We start from the raw sequence: 17263 nt of genomic DNA on the forward strand, positions 1-17263 counted from the left end.
TGGTTATTTTTTATTACAACCCTATCATACGAAAAAGCAGATGATTTGTAAACCGTTTTGTCCGAAGTTTTTTCGGCAACTATCACCGGAAAATCACAAAAATTCAGTTGCCGGTTACCAGATTCATTCCGTTTGGTCCCGCAGGAAGCGGAAGCGCTTCTTCAAGCCGGTAGCCGTCAGGCGGGTTGACTGCATTCTCAAAGCGGACCCGAAGCTCATATTCAGCGGCTGTCAGAGCCATGCCGTCGATCATCCGGGCGGCGTCCTGTGCTTCCATTCCGCTGAAGTCAAATGGTTCTTTAAAGCGGACTGTCATGACATCGCCATCACCATCGCCCGGCAGTTCTACCGTAAAGTCGGCATCCTCCGGAACAACCGGTTCATATAGATCGTTCGTCCGGTTCTTCATCAGTCCGATTGCCTCGGCCGGGCCGGCCGGACCGAGATGCCGGTCCGGTGCGAGGACGGTGGACCCGTCATTTTTCTCATAGGCGAAGTACACGGCCCCTTCCCTTTCAAGCGGAATCTCCGGGAATGGGCCGATCTGGTCAAATTCCGCAGGAGCGCCGCCCTCATCCAGCAGCCGGACTGACTCTTCGCTCCCGAATGTCTCCTGTACCGACTCCGTGAAAGCGCCTATTGAGGCGCTTGCGATGTCGTAGGAATGGCCGCCGGAAAGGGTCAGCGTCACTTCCCCGCCGGCGCCGCTGACGTTCGCGTCATACGGATGATAGTCGTCAAAACCAAGTGCTTCTTCATCGATCTGCGGCGCATAGCGGTTATAAAGTTCGACCTGTCCGGGCATTTTCCCGCCGAAGTCAGCACCGATCGTCTCTTCCGGAATCAGGATCGTCACGGGAATGACATTCGCCGCTGCGACCAGGCCGATCCTGAACGGAACGATGCCGTTCAATTTGTCGGGATAAACCGCACCGGAGACCTGCCCATCCATGGATGTGTCCGCACTAAAGAGTTCGTTCCCTTCGTCATTGCTCTTATCCGGCAGCGCACGGCTGTCCTCCACTGAACCTGTTTCCATCCGGCTGCCGGATTCCGTGGCCATCTGTGCGGCATCCTCTGCTTGTTCGGTGGCAGAGTCATTCATGCTCATTTCACTGCCGCCGTCCATCATTGACGGAATCAGGATGCCCGCCGCCAGAAGGGCCGCGGCGGCAACTCCGGCCGGAATCCATTTCCGGTTCCGGGACGGCTGTTTTTCCCGGAGCCGGGGGTCGTCCTTCAGCCGTGACAGGATATCCTCACGGCTCCTCATGTCTTCGGGTTTAGGTACGGACTTCAGCCAGCGGCCGACTTCCTCGTCTCTCCAGTTGTCATTGCTCATCGTCCGCCACCTCCCTGTCCGTCCGATTTCTCCAAGAGTTCTCTGGCTTTCTTTACTGCCCGGTGCTGGGTCGTCTTGACTTTTGCTTCCGTCCAGCCCAGCACCTCTGCCGTTTCTGCAATGGACAGTTCCTGGAGGAATCTCATGATCAGCACCATCCGCTGGTCTTCCGTGCAGGCATCCAACACTCCGAACAGCCGGACCATTTCATCTCCGTGAACAGCCGCTTCCTCGGGTGTCGGGCCCCGGTCGGCGGGCTGCTCCGTCTCCCAGTCATACGACTCGTCTGTCCGCTTTCTCCGGACGGATGCCCGTCGGAAATGATCAAACGCCACATTCCTCGCAATTGAAAACAGCCAGGTCCGCTCGCTGCTTTTTCCCTGAAAGCTGCCGAATGATTTCAGCACACGCACATATACTTCGTGCAGCAGATCTTCGGAGAGCGTCCGGTCCTTTGTCAGATAGATGAGGAACCGGTAGACATCCTGGTGGTATTCCTCATAAATCCGGTGAAACACGGATTCATCCATGAGCTGCCCTCCGTTCACTGGAATTGGTCGCCCGAATGGCGAAAAAGTTTCAATGCTCTTCATAAGGGATGCTGAAAGTCATCGTCGTCCCTTCTCCAAGGCTGCTTTCTGCACGGATCCAGCCGCCGTGGGACTCGACGATGTTCTTCGCAATGGCAAGACCAAGGCCTGTGCCGCCCTTTCCTCTTGTTCTGGCCTTGTCGGCCTTGTAGAACCGCTCAAACACGTATGTCAGGTCTTCCTCGGCAATGCCGGAGCCGGTATCGGCAACAGCCACTTCAAGCAATCCGTCGGAAGCGGAGGATCTGACCTCGACGCTTCCGCCTGAAGGAGTATGCCGGATGGCGTTGTCAATCAGGTTGGTCATGACCTGTTCGATCCGGTCTTCATCCAGTTCGACAATCGCTTCCCCGGCACCTGCCGAATCGACGTGGAGCGAGATGTCGGCATCTTTCGCTTTCTGCACGAACTTGGACGCAATGCGTTCTACCATCGGACGAACAGCGACGGGTTCCTTGTAAAGCCGCATGTACCCCGATTCGAGACGGGTCAGGTCGAGCGTATCATTGACAAGGCGGCCCATCCGCATCGCTTCGTCACGGATGATCTTCATCATTTCCTCACGGTCTTCTTCCGTCTCGACAATTCCGTCGCTCAGCGCTTCCGAGTAGCCGACCAGCATGGAAATCGGGGTCCTCAGCTCATGCGAGATGTTAGCGAGAAAGTCGGTCCGGACCTTATCCAGGCGGTGCTGTTCCGTCATGTCACGGAAAACCGCAACCGCGCCACGGATATAGCTGCCGCTGTAGAGCGGGCTGATCGTGATGTCAAAATACTGTCCGTCCAGCGCCAGTTCGTCCTCGACTTCTTCAGAGTACATGACGACATGGTTCAGCATGCCGGTGATTTCGTCCGGGATGTCCCCTTCCTGGTCTTTCCTGGCATCCCGCCACTTTCTGAGGAGCCGGTCCGCCGGCGGATTCGTAAGCAGGATCGAACGGTCACGGTTAAATGAGATCACCGCATCCGTCATCGAAGTGAGGATGTTCTGAAGCTGTTCTTTTTCCTGGCCGATCACTTCGAGGTTGTGCTTGACCTGCTTCCCCATTTTATTGAAGGCTACGGCCAGGTCGCCGATCTCATCGTGCTGGGGTGTGGGAACTTCCGTGTCATAGCGGCCTTCCGCAAGGCTGTTCGCCGCTTCCTTGAGTTTCCTGAGAGGAGACGTGATTCGGGAAGACAGGAAAAACGCAAAGAATGTCGTCAGGACAAATGCGATAAAGGCGGACAACAGGACGATATACGTGGTCTGCCGGATGGTATCATGAACGGCCTGCATGCTCTGGTAGACGAATACCGCTCCGTTCAGCTCATCCCCTTCATGAAGCGGGGCAGCCAGGATGGAAAACGTCTCCATCCGATCCGAATCTTCCGCAGACGGGAGGTTCATCTCCTTGACTACAGGAGAGTCCTCCAGGAACACGCGTGAAAGCTCTTTGTCCTCCAGGAGGATTTCGCGTATTTCTCCTCCGTTGTCTTCCTCATGAAAGGCACTGATCACCTCACCCTGAGAGTCAGCGATCACCGCACTTGTATCCTCGCCCAGAAGATCATCGATCACATAGATCGAGGTCGTCGGGTCCTCGTGCTGATCGACAATCTTGGAGATTGTAACGGCCTGCTGACGGAGCGCATTCTCCGCCTGGTTCCCATAAAAGTTCCCGAGGAATTCGAGGAGCAGGACACTAACAATGAACAGGACAAATGAAACGAGAAGCAATATGGTTGCCCATAGCTTCCCGACGATGCTGTTCCATATTCTATTCATTGCCTGCCTCGAACTTGTAGCCGAAGCCCCAAACGGTGACAATCATCTTCGCCGCACGCGGAGAGACTTTCGTCAGCTTCTCGCGAAGCCGCTTGACATGCGTATCCACTGTCCGGAGGTCGCCGAAGAATTCATAGTGCCACACTTCCTTCAGCAGCTGTTCCCGGTCGAATACCTTGTCCGGCGTCTTCGCGAGGAAGTACAGCAATTCATATTCCTTCGGCGTCAGGTTTACTTCCTTGCCCTCCGCCGTCACACGGTGCGCGTCGTTGTCAATCATGAGATGAGGGAAGACAACCAGGTCCTTCGGCGCCTGAGGATCGACCGAAGCATAGTTCGCCGAGCGCCTCAGCACGGCCTTGACGCGGAGCACAACCTCACGCGGGCTGAACGGCTTGACGATATAATCATCCGCGCCGGCCTCAAATCCCTGGACGCGGTTCGCTTCCTCACCTTTCGCCGTCAGCATGATGACCGGCGTCATTTTCTCTTCCCGGAGCGCGGTGCATACCTCCACGCCGTCTTTGCCCGGCATCATGATGTCGAGCAGGATACAGTCATAGTCACGGCCAAGCGCCATCTCCAGCGCCTCATCACCGTCGACTGCCTCCTCAACTTCATAGCCCTCGCGCTCAAGGTACATTTTCAGCAGTCGCCGGATGCGTTCTTCATCATCGACGACGAGGATGGAAACCTGTTCAGTCACAAACCATTTCCCCTTTCAACTGCACTGCTCTTCACTTACCATTGTACCGTTCGGAGCCGGAAAATGAAAACGAATCGCTGTGCTGCGGCGTTTTAACCGATGCTTGGTACAGAAGCATTCCGGCGCAGAAAGAGCCGCAAAAAGACCCTCCGGAAAATCCGGAGGGTCCAATTGATTATGCATAGGAGTGGAGGCCCGCAATGACGAGGTTGACCGCCACCAGGTTGAACATGATGATGGCGAAGCCGATAACTGCAAGCCATGCCGATTTGCGGCCTTCCCACCCGCGCGAAAGGCGGAGGTGGAGATAGGCGGCGTAGAACAGCCAGGTGATCAGCGCCCAGACTTCTTTCGGGTCCCATCCCCAGAATCGGGACCAGGCTTCATGTGCCCAGATCATCGCGAAAATCAGTGCCCCGAGGGTAAAGACCGGGAACCCGATCAGGACGGACCGGTAACCGATCTCATCCATGAGCTGGGAATTGGCCTTGACCGCGAGAGGCTTTACCAGTTCCGCGATGCGTCGTCGGGTAATCAGCCGGATCAGGAAGTAAAGAATGGTCCCCGCAATGACCGACCAGGTGAACGTCGTGAGCGTCTTTGCATTGATGATCGGCGGCATTTCCGCCAGCGGGTCCATTGTGCCTTCCGTTTTTGCATTGTATTCGTTCATGCCGAACAGCGGAGGCATATGGTATACCACTTCTGCCTGCATGTCGTTCTTGTCAACGTAGTCGAATGCCGCTTCATATCCCGCAGCGCGGAAGCCGACTGTGATCACAATGAAGCCGAGGACGACCACGAGCGTATACATGATGAATTCCAGCCATTTCCGCTCTTTCGACTTTTTCGTCAGGTCGATATTCTTCAGAAGATAGATAAGGCCGACAACAGCCGAAATCGCGAGGATTGCCTCGCCGAGTGCCGCCGTGATGACGTGGATCGTCAGCCAGTGGCTCTGAAGTGCCGGGATCAGCGGCTGGATGTCCCTCGGGAACATTGCCGCATATCCGAGGATCACAAGCGCGATCGGGAGTGCGAATAGGCCCACGAGCGGTGTCTTATAGAGAAAGTAGAACAGGATGGCCGCTCCGACAAGCAGCATCCCGAAAGCTGTGGTGAATTCGAACATGTTGCTGACCGGCGCGTGGCCCGAGGCCATCCACCGGGTGATGAAGTAGCCGAGGTGTGCAAGAAAACCGATGATGGTCACCGTGATGCCGAGCTTGCCCCAGCGTTTATTGGAGGCGGAAGCCTCGTTCTTCGACCCTTTCACCGCGCCGCCGAACAGAATCGTCCCGGCGAGGTAAGCGATGAATGCAGTGAAGAGGAGATTTCCGCTAAGGTCAACTAGGTTCATGATTTGGAATCTCCTTCCGGTTTATCCGTTTGTGCTTCCTTGTCTCGCTGGTCGGTATATGCAGGAAGTCCGGCATATTCGGTTACCGCATCCAGTTCACGCTGCAGGGCCACCCAGTTCTTGCTTGTGTGGCCGGCAACCATGACCTGTCCGTTTTCAGACTTCCTGATCCAGAACCTGCGGTGATTAAAGTAGGACCCCTGCACAAGGCCGATCATGAAGATCGTTCCGCCCAGAACGATGACCGGAATGGTCTTGTCCTTTCGGATCGTCAGGCCGGACACATCGCGCGTCTCGGCCTTCTGGAAGGCCAGCTTGTGGGTGTTTTCTCCGAGTGGCTCAAGCGTCTGGCGGATCGCCACGAAGCTTGTCTCGCCCTCCGGAGTTTCCGGAGTCGTCATTTTGAAAAGGAATGCCGGATTGTTCGGCACAGGCGTCTTCGTTTGCGGCTCCCCGTTTTCAAATCCGTCGAAATCCGGGTAGTAATCGAGCAGTTCCACTTTGGCACCATTTCCGAGATCGTAATCCTTCTGCGGATCGTCCAGGTTGACGGTCAGCTCCCCGAGGGATTCACCGGTTTCCTTGTTCTCGAGTGCAAACGTCATTGCGCTCAGCTCGTCCAGCTTAAAGTCCATCTGGAAGATATGAAAGCCTTCATGCTTGAGCGGTTTGTTGACGACGATGGAGTACTCTTTGACGAGCTCTGCGTTGGTCGAACCGGGCAGTGCCCCTTCCGGTGTCTCGTAAAGCGCGACATCCGTCTGGTAGTTTGAAGCGACGGTGCCGACGCGGTCGATCGCCTCGCTGAACACTTCGTCCGTGTTTTCCTGTGTATACACGTCGAATGTGAACCCTTTGTTCTCCAGGTAAAGCCCGGGCGCTCCTTTGACCGCAAGGATCTCCCCTTCACGGATCCACATCGACTCATCGACATAGAAGCCGGGAAGTGCGCGGAGCATGACCCCGAACAGGAAGATGATCAGGCCCAGGTGGTTCACATAAGGGCCCCAGCGCGCCCAGCGTCCCTTCTCGGCCAGCAGGGCACCGTTCTTTTCCCGGATGTTGTAACGCTGTTCCTTCAGCTTTTCGGCAGCTTTCTTCATGACGGCATCCGGATCATCGACCTGGCCTTCGCCGTATAGGCGCTGGCGCTTCAGGAAGCTCGGGTGACGGTCGACGCGCTGATTCTTGAGCGACTTGTAGAGCGGGATCCCGCGGTCGAGACTCACGACGACGAGAGAAATGCCGAGCATGCCGACAAGCGTCATAAACCACCAGGATCCGTACAGGTCGCTCAGGCCGAGCGCGTTGTAGATCTGGCCGAATATACCGTAGTTGTCTTCGTAGTACTGTGCTGTCTGCGCCTCATTGGCACCGCCGCCAGGGATGTAGAACACCTGCGGCAGGATTGTGCCGACCGCTGCTGCGACCAGGATGGCGATAATGATGCTGACACCGATCTTAACGCTGGAAAAGAAGTTCCAGATTTTGTCGACCACCGTACGCTGGTGCGTCTTTGAACGGATGGCGGCACCGTCATAGCGCATGTCAGCCAGTTTTTTTGATTTTTCTTCGGTTGAAAGCGGCCGTCCGCAGTTCTGGCAGATATCTGTCCCTTCCGGGTTGAGATGGCCGCATTCACATTTGATCGAACTCATGGTTGTCAGGACTCCTTAACTGGGCATGATGCTTTCCATGTAGGTTTTGATCTCTTGTTCGCTCATCTCCGTCTCGATGATTTTTTTCACTTTTCCATCGGGACCGACAAGGAATGTTGTCGGAAGAGGCCTTACATTATAGGCATCCCTTACGCTGTTCGTCTTGTCGATGACGATCGGGAACGTCAGGCCGTAAGTATTGGCGAAGGACTGTACTTTCAGGTCAGACTCGGAGATGTTCACCGCGAGGATGTTGACGCCCTGGTCTTCAAACTCGTTATAGTACTTTTCCATATGCGGCATTTCTTTTTTGCACGGACCGCACCAGGTGCCCCAGAAATTCAGGAATACGCCTTCACCACGGTAATCGGATAGCTTGTGGGTGTTCCCCTCGAGGTCGACCAGCTCGAAGTCCGGAGCCGTGTCGCCGACCTCGACGATATCTTCATCTTTCGTGACGTTGGCAACGATTGTATAAACAATGGCAATTCCCAGAACGGCCAGAATAGCAGTCCGGATGATCTGCTGCCTCTTTCGCTTTTTTTCCCGTTCCTGCTGCTTGCTCATCCGAATGTCACCTCGTTTTCATAAATACAGGATTGGAAAGATCCCTTCCCATTATAACAAAGGCGGAACATGCCGAAATCCTTACATATGAAGGGTTTGTGAACGTTCCGGTTCAGCGGATCTTCCCGGTTTCGGCGAGCACCCGCAGCTGCTTGACTTCATGTGCGGTCAGTTCCCTGCGGTCACCGGCATTCAGGCCGTGCAGGTCAAGGAAGCCGAATGACTCCCGCTTCAGCTTCTGCACCGGGCAGCCGATCGCTTCAAACATACGCTTTACCTGCCGGTTCTTTCCTTCATGGATCGTCAGCTGGACAATTCCCTTGTCCGTTTTTTTGTCCATGCTGAGAAGTTTGGCTTTCGCCGGAGCGGTCTTGCCATCTTCCAGGACGATGCCGCGCTCAAGTTGTTTCAGCTTCTCCTTTGTCGGGATTCCCTTTGTCCGGGCGACATACGTCTTTTCAATCTCGAATTTCGGGTGGGTCATCAGATAAGCGAAGTCCCCGTCATTTGTAAGAAGAAGAATGCCTGTTGTATCGAAGTCCAGGCGGCCGACCGGGTACAAACGCTCCTCCACTTCCGGAAACAGGTCGACCACGGTCTTCCGGCCCTTGTCGTCGGATGCCGCCGACAGGACACCGCGGGGCTTATAGAGGAGATAGTAGACCTTTTCCTCCCGCTCAAGACGTACACCGTTCACTTCTATTTTGTCGGATGCGCCCACTTTGGTTCCGAGCTCTGTCACGGTTTTTCCGTTCACCGTCACACGGCCGTCGGCAATCAGCTGCTCCGCCTTTCGCCGGGATGCAATTCCCGCCGCCGCAATTACTTTCTGAAGTCTTTCCATCAGGTCACCCCATCACATTTACTGCACAAAATTATGTCACAACCATAGTGAAATGAAAAGAAGACCGCATCGGCAGCGATGCGGTCACCTCCTTGATATCTTCAGTTTGGCTGTGGCGATCGGCACGCCGTCCAGCCTCACCTGCCAGATGCCTTCACCGGCGCCGCGCGGTATGATCGCGGCGTGGGAAACCTCTTCAATCTCTTTTTCCGATAATAGAACGGCCAGCGGCTTCTCCAGCTCTCCCCGGATCCCGGGGAGGATCTGATACGTCCCTTCCTCCGCCAGGATGACTTTCTTATAAGTCCTGAAAGCTTCCCCGGACAGGTTGCGGTGCGTATTCCAGTCGTCCCCGTCGTTAAGGGTGACGACAATCACCCGCTTGCCGTCTTTCTCGAACAGTGTCGCGAGCGTCCGCCCGGCGGTTTTGGTGAAGCCCGTCTTCCCGGCGACCGCATCCCCTTCCGCCCTGACCAGCCGATGCTTATTCTGCCACCCGCCATCCCCGTAATTGTAAAGAGTGGTGGATGAGATTTCCTTCAGCCGGCTGTTGTCCATCGCGTGTTTCAGCATGAGGGCCGTGTCATAGGCCGTCGACAGATGCCGGTCATTATGGAGCCCGGACGGATTGGTGAACTCCGTGTTTTTAAGTCCCGCCAATTGCGCCTTTTCGTTCATCATGTCGACGAACCCTTCGACAGACCCTCCTGCATCTTCGGCCAGTGCCGTTGCCGCATCGTTTCCGGAGCGGAGCATCAGTCCATACAGCAGTTTCTCGGCAGGAACCTCTTCCCCGGTACGGAGGTAGATGGATGAACCTTCCTGGTTCGTGGCGTTTTTGGAAACCGTGACCGTGCCGTCCGTCCCGGCGGCATCGATGTAGGTGAGTGCCGTCCAGATTTTCGTCAGGCTTGCAATCGGCAGGCGGGCATCCTCATTCGCCCCTTTCAGGAGTCTGCCGGTCTCCGCATCGATCACGGCATAGGCCTGGGCCGCAGATGCTGCAGCAGGAAAAGAACATACAATCAGGATCGAAACCAGCAGCGCGGATATCTGCTTTTTCAAGATCCACCGCCTTCCGTCAGATTATTCGTCAGTTCCTTCTTCATCGAACGCTTCTGTGAAATTGGACATGAACAGATCCATTTCTTCATCTGCAGCCTCATCTCCCGCATCATTCAGGGGAGGGAGATCCTTCAGGCTGGCCAGCCCGAAATGGTCGAGGAACGTGTCGGTCGTTCCGTAAAGGATAGCACGCCCCGTCCCTTCGGCACGCCCTGCCTCCTTGACCAGCCCCCTCGACACGAGTGTCTGGATCGGCCTCTCCGACTTCACGCCCCTGATTTCTTCCACTTCCACCCGGGTGATCGGCTGTCGGTAGGCAATGATCGCAAGCACCTCCAGCGACGCCTGCGTCAGAGCCTGTGTTGTCGGGTTTTCTAGAAGGCGGCGGACCGCATCTGCATGCTCCTGCTTTGTCGCAAGCCGGAACGTGCCGGCCAGTTCCACAACCCGGAGTCCCCTTCCCTCCGGCCTGCTCGCTTCGCTGATCTGTGCAATTGCCCGCTCGACAGCCTCTTTGTCGGTGCCCGTCAGCTCGGCCAGCTGTTTTGCCGTAAGGCCATCGTCGCCCGCTACGAACAGCAGGCTTTCGACCTGTCCGGCTAGCTGATTTCCATTCTCCAAAACTACAAAACTTCCTTCCTGAGGACGACGGTCAGATCGTCAAAATTCCGTTCCTGCTCGACAGTGATCCGCTGTTGTTTCATCAGCTCCAGCAGCGACAGGAATGTCACCACCAGCTCCGCCCGTTCGCCTGTTTCAAACAAGTCGGAGAACATCGCCCGGCCGCCGGTTTCCCCGAGGCGCCCGACCACTTTCTCCATGGTATCCGCTATGGATATTTCCTGGCGGGTGATCCTTGTCCTGAGAGGCGCCCTGAGTTTTTTCCGCTCCATCATTTTGCGGAAAGCCGCAATCATGTCGTGGACATTCAGGCCCTCATCCGGGAGGGCAGCTGCCATACCGGCAGCGGCATGCTCCGCCGGCGGCCTCGTGAAGCTCCTGCCCCTCTCTTCCCCGTATTCCTTCAGTGTTGCCGCGGCTTCTTTGTATCTCCGGTATTCGATCAGCCGTTCCACGAGCTCGTCCCGGGGATCGGGACCGTCTTCCGCAAAATCATCGATGTCCGGGGCTTCTTCCTCATGGACAGGCAAGAGCATCTTGCTCTTGATGGCCAGAAGTGTTGCGGCCATGACGAGGTACTCACTCATTTCGTTCAGTTCAAGTACCTTCATCGTATGGATATGGTCGATATACTGGCGGGTCAGTTCCGCCATCGGGATGTCGTAGATATCGATTTCCATCCGGTTGATTAAGTGCAATAATAGGTCTAGGGGGCCTTCAAACGCCTCCAACTTCACCAAATAGGACATGGATTCACCTGCAGTCGATTCGTTGCGGAAGGGAGGACGATTCATGAATCCGCTCCGTCATCCGCTTTTCATCAAGTTTATTGCGTACTTTAATGAGAATCAAGATTATTTTGAGTGCCACGAAGTGCTTGAGGATTACTGGAACCTCGTCGCGCCGAGGGACCGCACGCATCCGCTGGTCGGCTATATCCAGGCGGCTGTCGCGCTCTACCACTGGAGGCGCGGAAATTTCCGCGGCGCCGCCAAGCTCCTTTCGAAAGCGGAGCGGCTGCTCCGCATGGCGCATGACGGCGGTTCGCCTTTCTCGCATGGCCTGGACCTGCCCGCTTTTCTGCGGGATCTCCGGCAAGCCGGGAATGCCGTGGACGGGGGCCGGCCTTTCAAGCCGTTCACCATCAGAGTGGCCGACCCCGCAATCCGGGATGCCGTCTCGGAACTGGTCAGGAGCGGAGCCGTCCCGAACTTGACAGGGGCCCGTCTCATTCATAAACATATGCTCCGGGACCGGAGCCATATTCTGTCGGAACGCGAAAAAAGGAGGAGCAGTCGTCATTGACGGTCTGCTCCTCCTTCGATAATTTCCTGGCACTTTTCCAGAAACGGGCGTGTGGCTTCTGTCGGGACGATGGTTTTGCCCGGCATGATCGCCGCCAGCTTTGAGACCATCTCTTTTCCGACACCCTCGCCCCGGTGGGACGGGTTGACGGAAAGATGGCAGACGGTGACGCGGTCCCCGTCGAGTTCCACGCCGACCAGGCCGATATAATCCTCTCCGGTCTTCCAGAGATAGAGCTGGCTCTGGTCGTCTGTCTCGTATCGGGTGATCGTCTCCTTCAGTTTCTTCACATCTTTTTCGCCGGGCATGAAGGACAGGAGGCCCATCGCGATTTTTTCAAGTGATTTTTTATAGCGCAGTAACATGGTCGGCTCCCTCTCTTCCGTATTCTCCGCTCGCTGTCAGCTTGTCGGAGGCCCGAAATTCGGGGCTATGAAAATCCAGTACACGGCCCCCCAGGCCAGCGCCATGAGGAGGATGACGATGAACAGGAGGATGTTCCTCTTCCTCAACGCACCTCTTCCTTTCCGATACCGGCCGCCTCCAGCTCGAGACGGATCAGGTCATCATACGTCTCTCGCCGGATTGCGGCACGGTGGTCCCCGTCCTCAACGAACACAACGGCCGGGCGCGGCATCCGGTTGTAGTTGCTTGCCATGGCGTAGCCGTATGCGCCCGTGCAGAAAACAGCGATCAGGTCGCCCGGCTCCACGTCCGGAAGATAGGCCTGCTCGATCAGCTTGTCACCTGATTCGCAGCATTTGCCGGCGATCGTATAGGCCGAAGTGTGCGGCTCGTCCATGCGCAGTGCCGCGGCGGACGAATAGGCTGCACCATACAGGGCCGGACGGATATTGTCGCTCATGCCGCCGTCGACGGACAGGTAGGTTCGGGTTTCGGGAACTTCCTTCTCGGAACCTGCCGTATAAAGCGTGGTGCCTGCTTCACCGACGAGGGAGCGTCCCGGCTCGATCCAGAGCTCCGGTACCGGATAGTCAGACTCTGCAGCGGCTTCCTTGACCGTACGGATCATGGCGCGGACGTACTCTTCCGGTTCAAGCGGATGGTCTTCATCCGTATAGCGGATGCCGAATCCTCCGCCGAGGTTCAGGACCGGGCATGTGTATCCGTCCTCTTCCCGCCATGCGGCGACTTTCCGCATCAGCGAGCCCGCAGCAAGGTTGAATGCCGCCGTATCGAAGATCTGGGAGCCGATATGGCAGTGAAGGCCAAGGATCCGGATGCGGCTGATGCCGGACAGCAGACGGAACGCTTCGTCAGCCTGTCCATTATTCAGGTCAAAGCCGAACTTGGAATCTTCCTGGCCGGTGGTGATGAAGTCATGCGTGTGTGCTTCGATCCCCGGCGTGACGCGGATCAGAACATCCATCGGCAGTGCCAGCTCTTCCGAGATCTGTTCGATCATGCCGATTTCATGGAAGTTGTCCACTACGATGCAGCCGACGCCTTCCCGGAATGCCATCCGGATTTCTTCTTCGCTCTTGTTGTTCCCGTGGAAGTGGATCCGTTCAGCAGGGTAGCCGGAGCGGATTGCGGTATAAAGTTCTCCTCCCGAGACGACGTCGAGCGAGAGGCCTTCGTCCCGGACGATCCGGAACATCGCGATGCTCGAAAACGCCTTGCTCGCATAGGCGACCTGTCCGCTGACCCCTTCTTCTTCAAATGCTTTCAGGAACGACCGGGCGCGGTCACGTACGAGCGCGATATCATAGACAATCAGCGGGGTGCCGTAGATGCGTGCCAGCTCTTCCGCATCCACCCCGCCGATTTCAAGATGTCCGTTGCTATTGATCTTCTGTGTTCCGTATAGATGCACAATGCCTCATCCTTCCGGCTTAGTCTATTAAAACTTTACCATGAAGGGGGCGAACGTGCAATCGGTCATCAGCTGCGCTGCCGTCTCGGAGAATCCGTGATGTACGGCCTCAGCGAGCTTCCGATCATCGGATACCGGACGATGACCCGGCCGAATGCCTTCGGGAAAAACGGTGCAAGCGGCCAGAGATACGGGACGCCCATCGGCTTGATGGAACAGAGATACCAGAACAGGATCACGCCGCCGGCGAAGAAGCCGGGCGGCCCTGCCAGAGCCGTCAAAATGAGCAGCAGCGTCCTGAAGATTTTTGCAGAAATGCTCAGTTCATAGGAAGGGATTGCGAATGTCACGACTGCCGTCAGTGCCACGTACAAAATGACTTCAGCAGTGAACAGTCCGACATCAACCGCCATCTGCCCCAGGATGACCGCTGCGATCAGGCCGAGTGCCGTAGACAGCGGCGTCGGGGTATGGATGGCGGCAAGACGCATGAATTCCACTCCGATGTCCGCCGCGATAATTTGGAACAGCAGCGGAATTTCTCCGCTTTCCTTCGGCCCGACAAAATCCAATGCCTTCGGCACGAACTCCGGATGCTTGACGAGCAGGTACCAGAACGGCAAGAGAAACACAGCCATCAGAATCCCCGAAAAGCGGATGGCACGGACGCCGGTACCGATAAGCGGTGCCTGACGGAATTCCTCAGCATGCTGAAGGTGATGGAAGATCGTCACAGGGATCAGCAGTACCGACGGAGACGTATCGACGACAATTGCAATATGGCCTTCCAGCAAATGGGCTGCTGCAATATCCGGCCTTTCCGTGAAGCGCACAAACGGCACGGGATGGAACTTCTGCTTGAACAAAAGCTCTTCCAGCTGCTTGTCCGACATCGTCAATCCGTCGTGGTCAATTTCAGCCAGGCGCTTTTTGAGCATATCCAGATGCTGCTCGCTTGCGACACCCTTCAGGTATCCGATTGCAATGTCTGTCCGGCCGCGCTCTGTTACCCGCTGGATTTCAAAGCGAAGCTGCGGATCCCGGAGCCGCCTTCTGATCAGCGCGGTGTTCAGGATGATGTTTTCCGTGAAGCCGTCCCTCGAGCCGCGGATAACCTTTTCATTGTCCGGCTCTTCCGGCTGCCTGCCCGGGTACTCCCGGACGTCGACCTGGAAAACGGAACCGTCCTCCATCACGAACACGAGCTGGCCGCTCAGGATGGAGTCGATCATGGCGTTTTTGTCTTTGGCCGGTTCAACGGCATGGAACGGGAAATAGGTCAGGAAGTTTTCCCGGGTGATCTTTTCCTCCAGCTCATCCCAGATATCCGACATCTGCATCGAAGTCAGAAGCTGCGCTGTGACATCCGAGCTGATCAACCCGTTCATGAAGACAATCGTGGCAGGCTCCTGACGGATATGGATGTCCAGCATGACGAAATCGTAGGACTCTCCCTTTCCGAATAAGCCGCCCAGCTCTTCTTTTGCCTGTTCTCTGCTGTCATATAGCCGTTCGATCGTCACCCTTCTCCCTTCGTCTCCACCGGCTCTTTCATCAGGTCGGGCCTCATGTATGCCTTCATCTTTGCAAGGATCTTCTTCTCAAGCCGGGATACCTGCACCTGGGAGATTCCCAGCCGCTCCGCGATGTCGCTTTGCGTACAGTCCATGTAAAACCTCATGACGATAATGGTCCTGTCCCTCGGATCCAGCCTGGAGATGATGTCCTTCAGAGGAATATGCTCGAACCCTTTTTCCGAACGCTCATCCCGGACCTGGTCCATCAATGTGACCGAATCGCCCTCCCCTTCATATAGCTGTTCCTGGAGGGACGCCGGGTCCTTCATCGCATCCATCGCAACGATGACATCGGAAACCGGAACATCCAGTATCGCGGATATTTCGGAAATCGTCGGGGAACGTTCATGATCCTTCAGGAAGTCGTCTGTCGCATGGCGGATCTTGAAATTCAGCTCCCTGATCGACCGGCTCACTTTCACCATGCCGTCATCACGGAGAAAACGCTGGATCTCCCCGATGATCATCGGCACGGCATAAGTGGAGAACTTCACCTCAAAGCTCAGATCGAACTTATCGACCGCCTTGAGGAGGCCAATGCAGCCGATCTGGTACAGGTCATCCAGTTCCACTCCCCTTGAAGAAAAGCGCTGCACGATGGACCAGACGAGCCTTGTATTGCCCTCGACCATGACCCGTCTGGCTTCGGCGTTTCCCGCCTGGGCTTCGCGGATCAGTTCTCTCATCGTCTCCTGTGTCAAAAGTGGCGGTTTACGCTGCTCCACATATTCCTGCATCCGTCATCCCACCGAGGAGCAGGTTTCCTGCACAGGAGAGAATTTCTTCTTGAACGTGACGGTTGTCCCGCCTTCTTGGCCGGAGTCGACCGAAAGGCTGTCGGTGAAACTTTCCATGATGGTGAATCCCATTCCGGAACGCTCCCGTTCGGGCTTTGATGTGTACATCGGCTGCATCGCCTCTTCCACGTTCTCGATCCCGCCGCCCTGGTCACTGATCGTGACCGTCACCTCCCTGCCGTCCAGCGCCGCATGGACCGTGACGATACCGGAGCGATCCTCCTCGTACCCATGGATGATCGCATTCGTTACCGCTTCGGAGATGACTGTCTTGTATTCCGATATTTCCTCAAGCGTCGGGTCAAGTGCCGCCACGAAGAAGGTGAGCGTCATGCGGGCAAGTGCTTCGTTTTCACTGATTGCGGCAAACGATAGCGTCATTTCATTTTCCATGAAGGATCCCTCCCAGCCGTTTTATCGCATCTTCTTGAGTACCTTCCAACAGGTGGCTGCCCAACCCGGACAGCTCAAACATTTTCTTCATCGTCGGAGACGGATTCAGGATTACCGTCCCGCCTTCGACTGCACCGAGATCTCTCATCCTGCCCAATATCAGCCCGATGCCCGCACTGTCCATAAACTGCAGGCTGCCGAGGTCCCAGATGACTGCACTTGCCTTCCCGCCGAAGATGAGACGGCTTACCTCCCGCTTGATGCTGTCTGCTGTATGGTGATCCAATTCTCCTGCAGGGCGGACAATTACGATGCCGCCCGATGTCAATGTAATCTGATTCATATGGATGCCCCCTTTCGGCTCGTAATTCAACGGCCGCTTTCCGGATTCCTTGTACTCGACGAAAGTAGTGGAAATCCGGCAATTTTCGGCCATGACGGCCTTCGCCGTCCAAGCCTGCCCGAGAACGGACCCGAATATACGTGGAAATTACAGTTATCGGGGAGAAGTGGCGGGCCGCCATGCAGATTGCATGAGCCTTTTGAATTCAGCTGTAGGCTTCTCTGCTTCAATCCGTTATGGGCTAGTTGGAGAAAAGGGTAGTAACGGGCTGCCACTTGGAGTTAGGTAGTCTGAATTGGAGCAACGGAGGCTCAATTGGAGCATGGGAATGCAATCTGGAGCAACGGGAGCTCAATTGGAGTATGGGAATGCAATCTGGAGCAACGGGAGCTCAATTGGAGTATGGGGCTGCAATTCGGAGCAACGGAGGCTCAATTGGAGTATGGGAATGTAATCTGGAGCAACGGGAGCTCAATTGGAGTATGGGTAT

General features: G+C 55.9%; 18 protein-coding genes. 1 reads left to right on the plus strand and 17 read right to left on the minus strand.

The window, feature by feature from the left end; translation table 11 throughout:
- Nucleotides 1-103: 103 nt before the first annotated feature.
- From C772_RS02225 to C772_RS02275, 11 genes are all read right to left on the minus strand, one after another.
- Complete coding sequence (locus C772_RS02225) at nt 104-1342, minus strand: hypothetical protein (protein WP_008297034.1); 1239 nt, start codon at nt 1340-1342, stop codon at nt 104-106.
- Nucleotides 1339-1872 (minus strand): RNA polymerase sigma factor SigX, encoded by a 534-nt coding sequence (locus tag C772_RS02230; RefSeq protein ID WP_008297035.1) that lies wholly within the window; start codon nt 1870-1872, stop codon nt 1339-1341. Before C772_RS02230 ends, C772_RS02225 begins: the two co-directional genes overlap by 4 nt.
- 49 nt (nt 1873-1921) lie before the next feature.
- Nucleotides 1922-3700, minus strand: coding sequence for an ATP-binding protein (locus C772_RS02235; protein WP_008297036.1), 1779 nt, complete (start codon nt 3698-3700; stop codon nt 1922-1924).
- A complete protein-coding gene (locus C772_RS02240; RefSeq protein WP_008297037.1) occupies nt 3693-4406 on the minus strand; it encodes a response regulator transcription factor in 714 nt (237 codons plus the stop codon). The genes C772_RS02235 and C772_RS02240 overlap by 8 nt, the downstream gene beginning before the upstream one ends.
- Before the next feature lie 175 nt (nt 4407-4581).
- Nucleotides 4582-5766, minus strand: a complete 1185-nt coding sequence (gene ccsB / locus C772_RS02245) for a c-type cytochrome biogenesis protein CcsB (protein WP_008297038.1) — start codon at nt 5764-5766, stop codon at nt 4582-4584.
- Nucleotides 5763-7424 (minus strand): cytochrome c biogenesis protein ResB, encoded by a 1662-nt coding sequence (gene resB, locus C772_RS02250; protein ID WP_008297040.1) that lies wholly within the window; start codon nt 7422-7424, stop codon nt 5763-5765. The genes ccsB and resB overlap by 4 nt, the downstream gene beginning before the upstream one ends.
- 15 nt (nt 7425-7439) lie before the next feature.
- A complete protein-coding gene (gene resA / locus C772_RS02255) occupies nt 7440-7991 on the minus strand; it encodes a thiol-disulfide oxidoreductase ResA (protein WP_008297042.1) in 552 nt (183 codons plus the stop codon).
- A gap of 112 nt (nt 7992-8103) precedes the next feature.
- Complete coding sequence (locus tag C772_RS02260) at nt 8104-8835, minus strand: pseudouridine synthase (RefSeq protein ID WP_008297043.1); 732 nt, start codon at nt 8833-8835, stop codon at nt 8104-8106.
- Nucleotides 8836-8919: 84 nt separating this feature from the next.
- A complete protein-coding gene (locus C772_RS02265) occupies nt 8920-9900 on the minus strand; it encodes a D-alanyl-D-alanine carboxypeptidase family protein (protein ID WP_008297045.1) in 981 nt (326 codons plus the stop codon).
- A 21-nt stretch (nt 9901-9921) separates the two neighbouring features.
- Entirely contained in the window at nt 9922-10521 is a 600-nt protein-coding gene (gene scpB / locus C772_RS02270) for an SMC-Scp complex subunit ScpB (protein ID WP_008297046.1), read from the minus strand.
- A 2-nt stretch (nt 10522-10523) separates the two neighbouring features.
- On the minus strand, nt 10524-11270 hold the full coding sequence (locus C772_RS02275; protein ID WP_008297048.1) for a segregation/condensation protein A: 747 nt from the start codon (nt 11268-11270) through the stop codon (nt 10524-10526).
- 43 nt (nt 11271-11313) lie between these two features.
- Between C772_RS02275 and C772_RS02280 the strand changes: the two genes are divergently transcribed.
- Nucleotides 11314-11826: a DUF309 domain-containing protein gene (locus tag C772_RS02280; RefSeq protein WP_008297049.1), complete on the plus strand. Its 513-nt coding sequence runs from the start codon at nt 11314-11316 to the stop codon at nt 11824-11826.
- On the opposite strand, the gene C772_RS02285 is transcribed toward C772_RS02280, so the two are convergent.
- The 6 genes from C772_RS02285 to C772_RS02310 all read right to left on the minus strand — a co-directional run bounded on the left by C772_RS02285 (nt 11820) and on the right by C772_RS02310 (nt 16773).
- Nucleotides 11820-12191 carry a GNAT family N-acetyltransferase gene (locus tag C772_RS02285; RefSeq protein ID WP_008297050.1) on the minus strand — a complete coding sequence of 124 codons (372 nt, stop codon included), beginning with the start codon at nt 12189-12191 and terminating at the stop codon, nt 11820-11822. The two genes, C772_RS02280 and C772_RS02285, sit on opposite strands and share 7 nt — an antisense overlap.
- 143 nt (nt 12192-12334) lie before the next feature.
- Nucleotides 12335-13663: a diaminopimelate decarboxylase gene (gene lysA / locus C772_RS02290; RefSeq protein ID WP_008297053.1), complete on the minus strand. Its 1329-nt coding sequence runs from the start codon at nt 13661-13663 to the stop codon at nt 12335-12337.
- A gap of 68 nt (nt 13664-13731) precedes the next feature.
- Nucleotides 13732-15186, minus strand: coding sequence for a spore germination protein (locus tag C772_RS02295; protein ID WP_008297054.1), 1455 nt, complete (start codon nt 15184-15186; stop codon nt 13732-13734).
- A complete protein-coding gene (locus C772_RS02300) occupies nt 15183-15977 on the minus strand; it encodes a SigF/SigG family RNA polymerase sporulation sigma factor (RefSeq protein ID WP_008297056.1) in 795 nt (264 codons plus the stop codon). The genes C772_RS02295 and C772_RS02300 overlap by 4 nt, the downstream gene beginning before the upstream one ends.
- A 3-nt stretch (nt 15978-15980) precedes the next feature.
- Nucleotides 15981-16430, minus strand: coding sequence for an anti-sigma F factor (gene spoIIAB, locus C772_RS02305; RefSeq protein WP_008297058.1), 450 nt, complete (start codon nt 16428-16430; stop codon nt 15981-15983).
- Nucleotides 16420-16773: an STAS domain-containing protein gene (locus C772_RS02310; protein ID WP_035001291.1), complete on the minus strand. Its 354-nt coding sequence runs from the start codon at nt 16771-16773 to the stop codon at nt 16420-16422. Before C772_RS02310 ends, spoIIAB begins: the two co-directional genes overlap by 11 nt.
- Between the last annotated feature and the right edge of the window lie 490 nt (nt 16774-17263).

Source organism: Bhargavaea cecembensis DSE10, assembly GCF_000348905.1.
GTDB classification, from domain to species: Bacteria; Bacillota; Bacilli; order Bacillales_A; family Planococcaceae; genus Bhargavaea; species Bhargavaea cecembensis.

Coding starts and splice junctions, on each gene's coding strand:
- C772_RS02225 (WP_008297034.1), bottom strand. CDS start 1,342: ATGAGCAATGACAACTGGAGAGACGAGGAAGTCGGCCGCTGGCTGAAG.
- C772_RS02230 (WP_008297035.1), bottom strand. CDS start 1,872: ATGGATGAATCCGTGTTTCACCGGATTTATGAGGAATACCACCAGGAT.
- C772_RS02235 (WP_008297036.1), bottom strand. CDS start 3,700: ATGAATAGAATATGGAACAGCATCGTCGGGAAGCTATGGGCAACCATA.
- ccsB (WP_008297038.1), bottom strand. CDS start 5,766: ATGAACCTAGTTGACCTTAGCGGAAATCTCCTCTTCACTGCATTCATC.
- resB (WP_008297040.1), bottom strand. CDS start 7,424: ATGAGTTCGATCAAATGTGAATGCGGCCATCTCAACCCGGAAGGGACA.
- resA (WP_008297042.1), bottom strand. CDS start 7,991: ATGAGCAAGCAGCAGGAACGGGAAAAAAAGCGAAAGAGGCAGCAGATC.
- C772_RS02260 (WP_008297043.1), bottom strand. CDS start 8,835: ATGGAAAGACTTCAGAAAGTAATTGCGGCGGCGGGAATTGCATCCCGG.
- C772_RS02275 (WP_008297048.1), bottom strand. CDS start 11,270: ATGTCCTATTTGGTGAAGTTGGAGGCGTTTGAAGGCCCCCTAGACCTA.
- C772_RS02280 (WP_008297049.1), top strand. CDS start 11,314: ATGAATCCGCTCCGTCATCCGCTTTTCATCAAGTTTATTGCGTACTTT.
- C772_RS02285 (WP_008297050.1), bottom strand. CDS start 12,191: ATGTTACTGCGCTATAAAAAATCACTTGAAAAAATCGCGATGGGCCTC.
- C772_RS02300 (WP_008297056.1), bottom strand. CDS start 15,977: ATGCAGGAATATGTGGAGCAGCGTAAACCGCCACTTTTGACACAGGAG.
- spoIIAB (WP_008297058.1), bottom strand. CDS start 16,430: ATGGAAAATGAAATGACGCTATCGTTTGCCGCAATCAGTGAAAACGAA.
- C772_RS02310 (WP_035001291.1), bottom strand. CDS start 16,773: ATGAATCAGATTACATTGACATCGGGCGGCATCGTAATTGTCCGCCCT.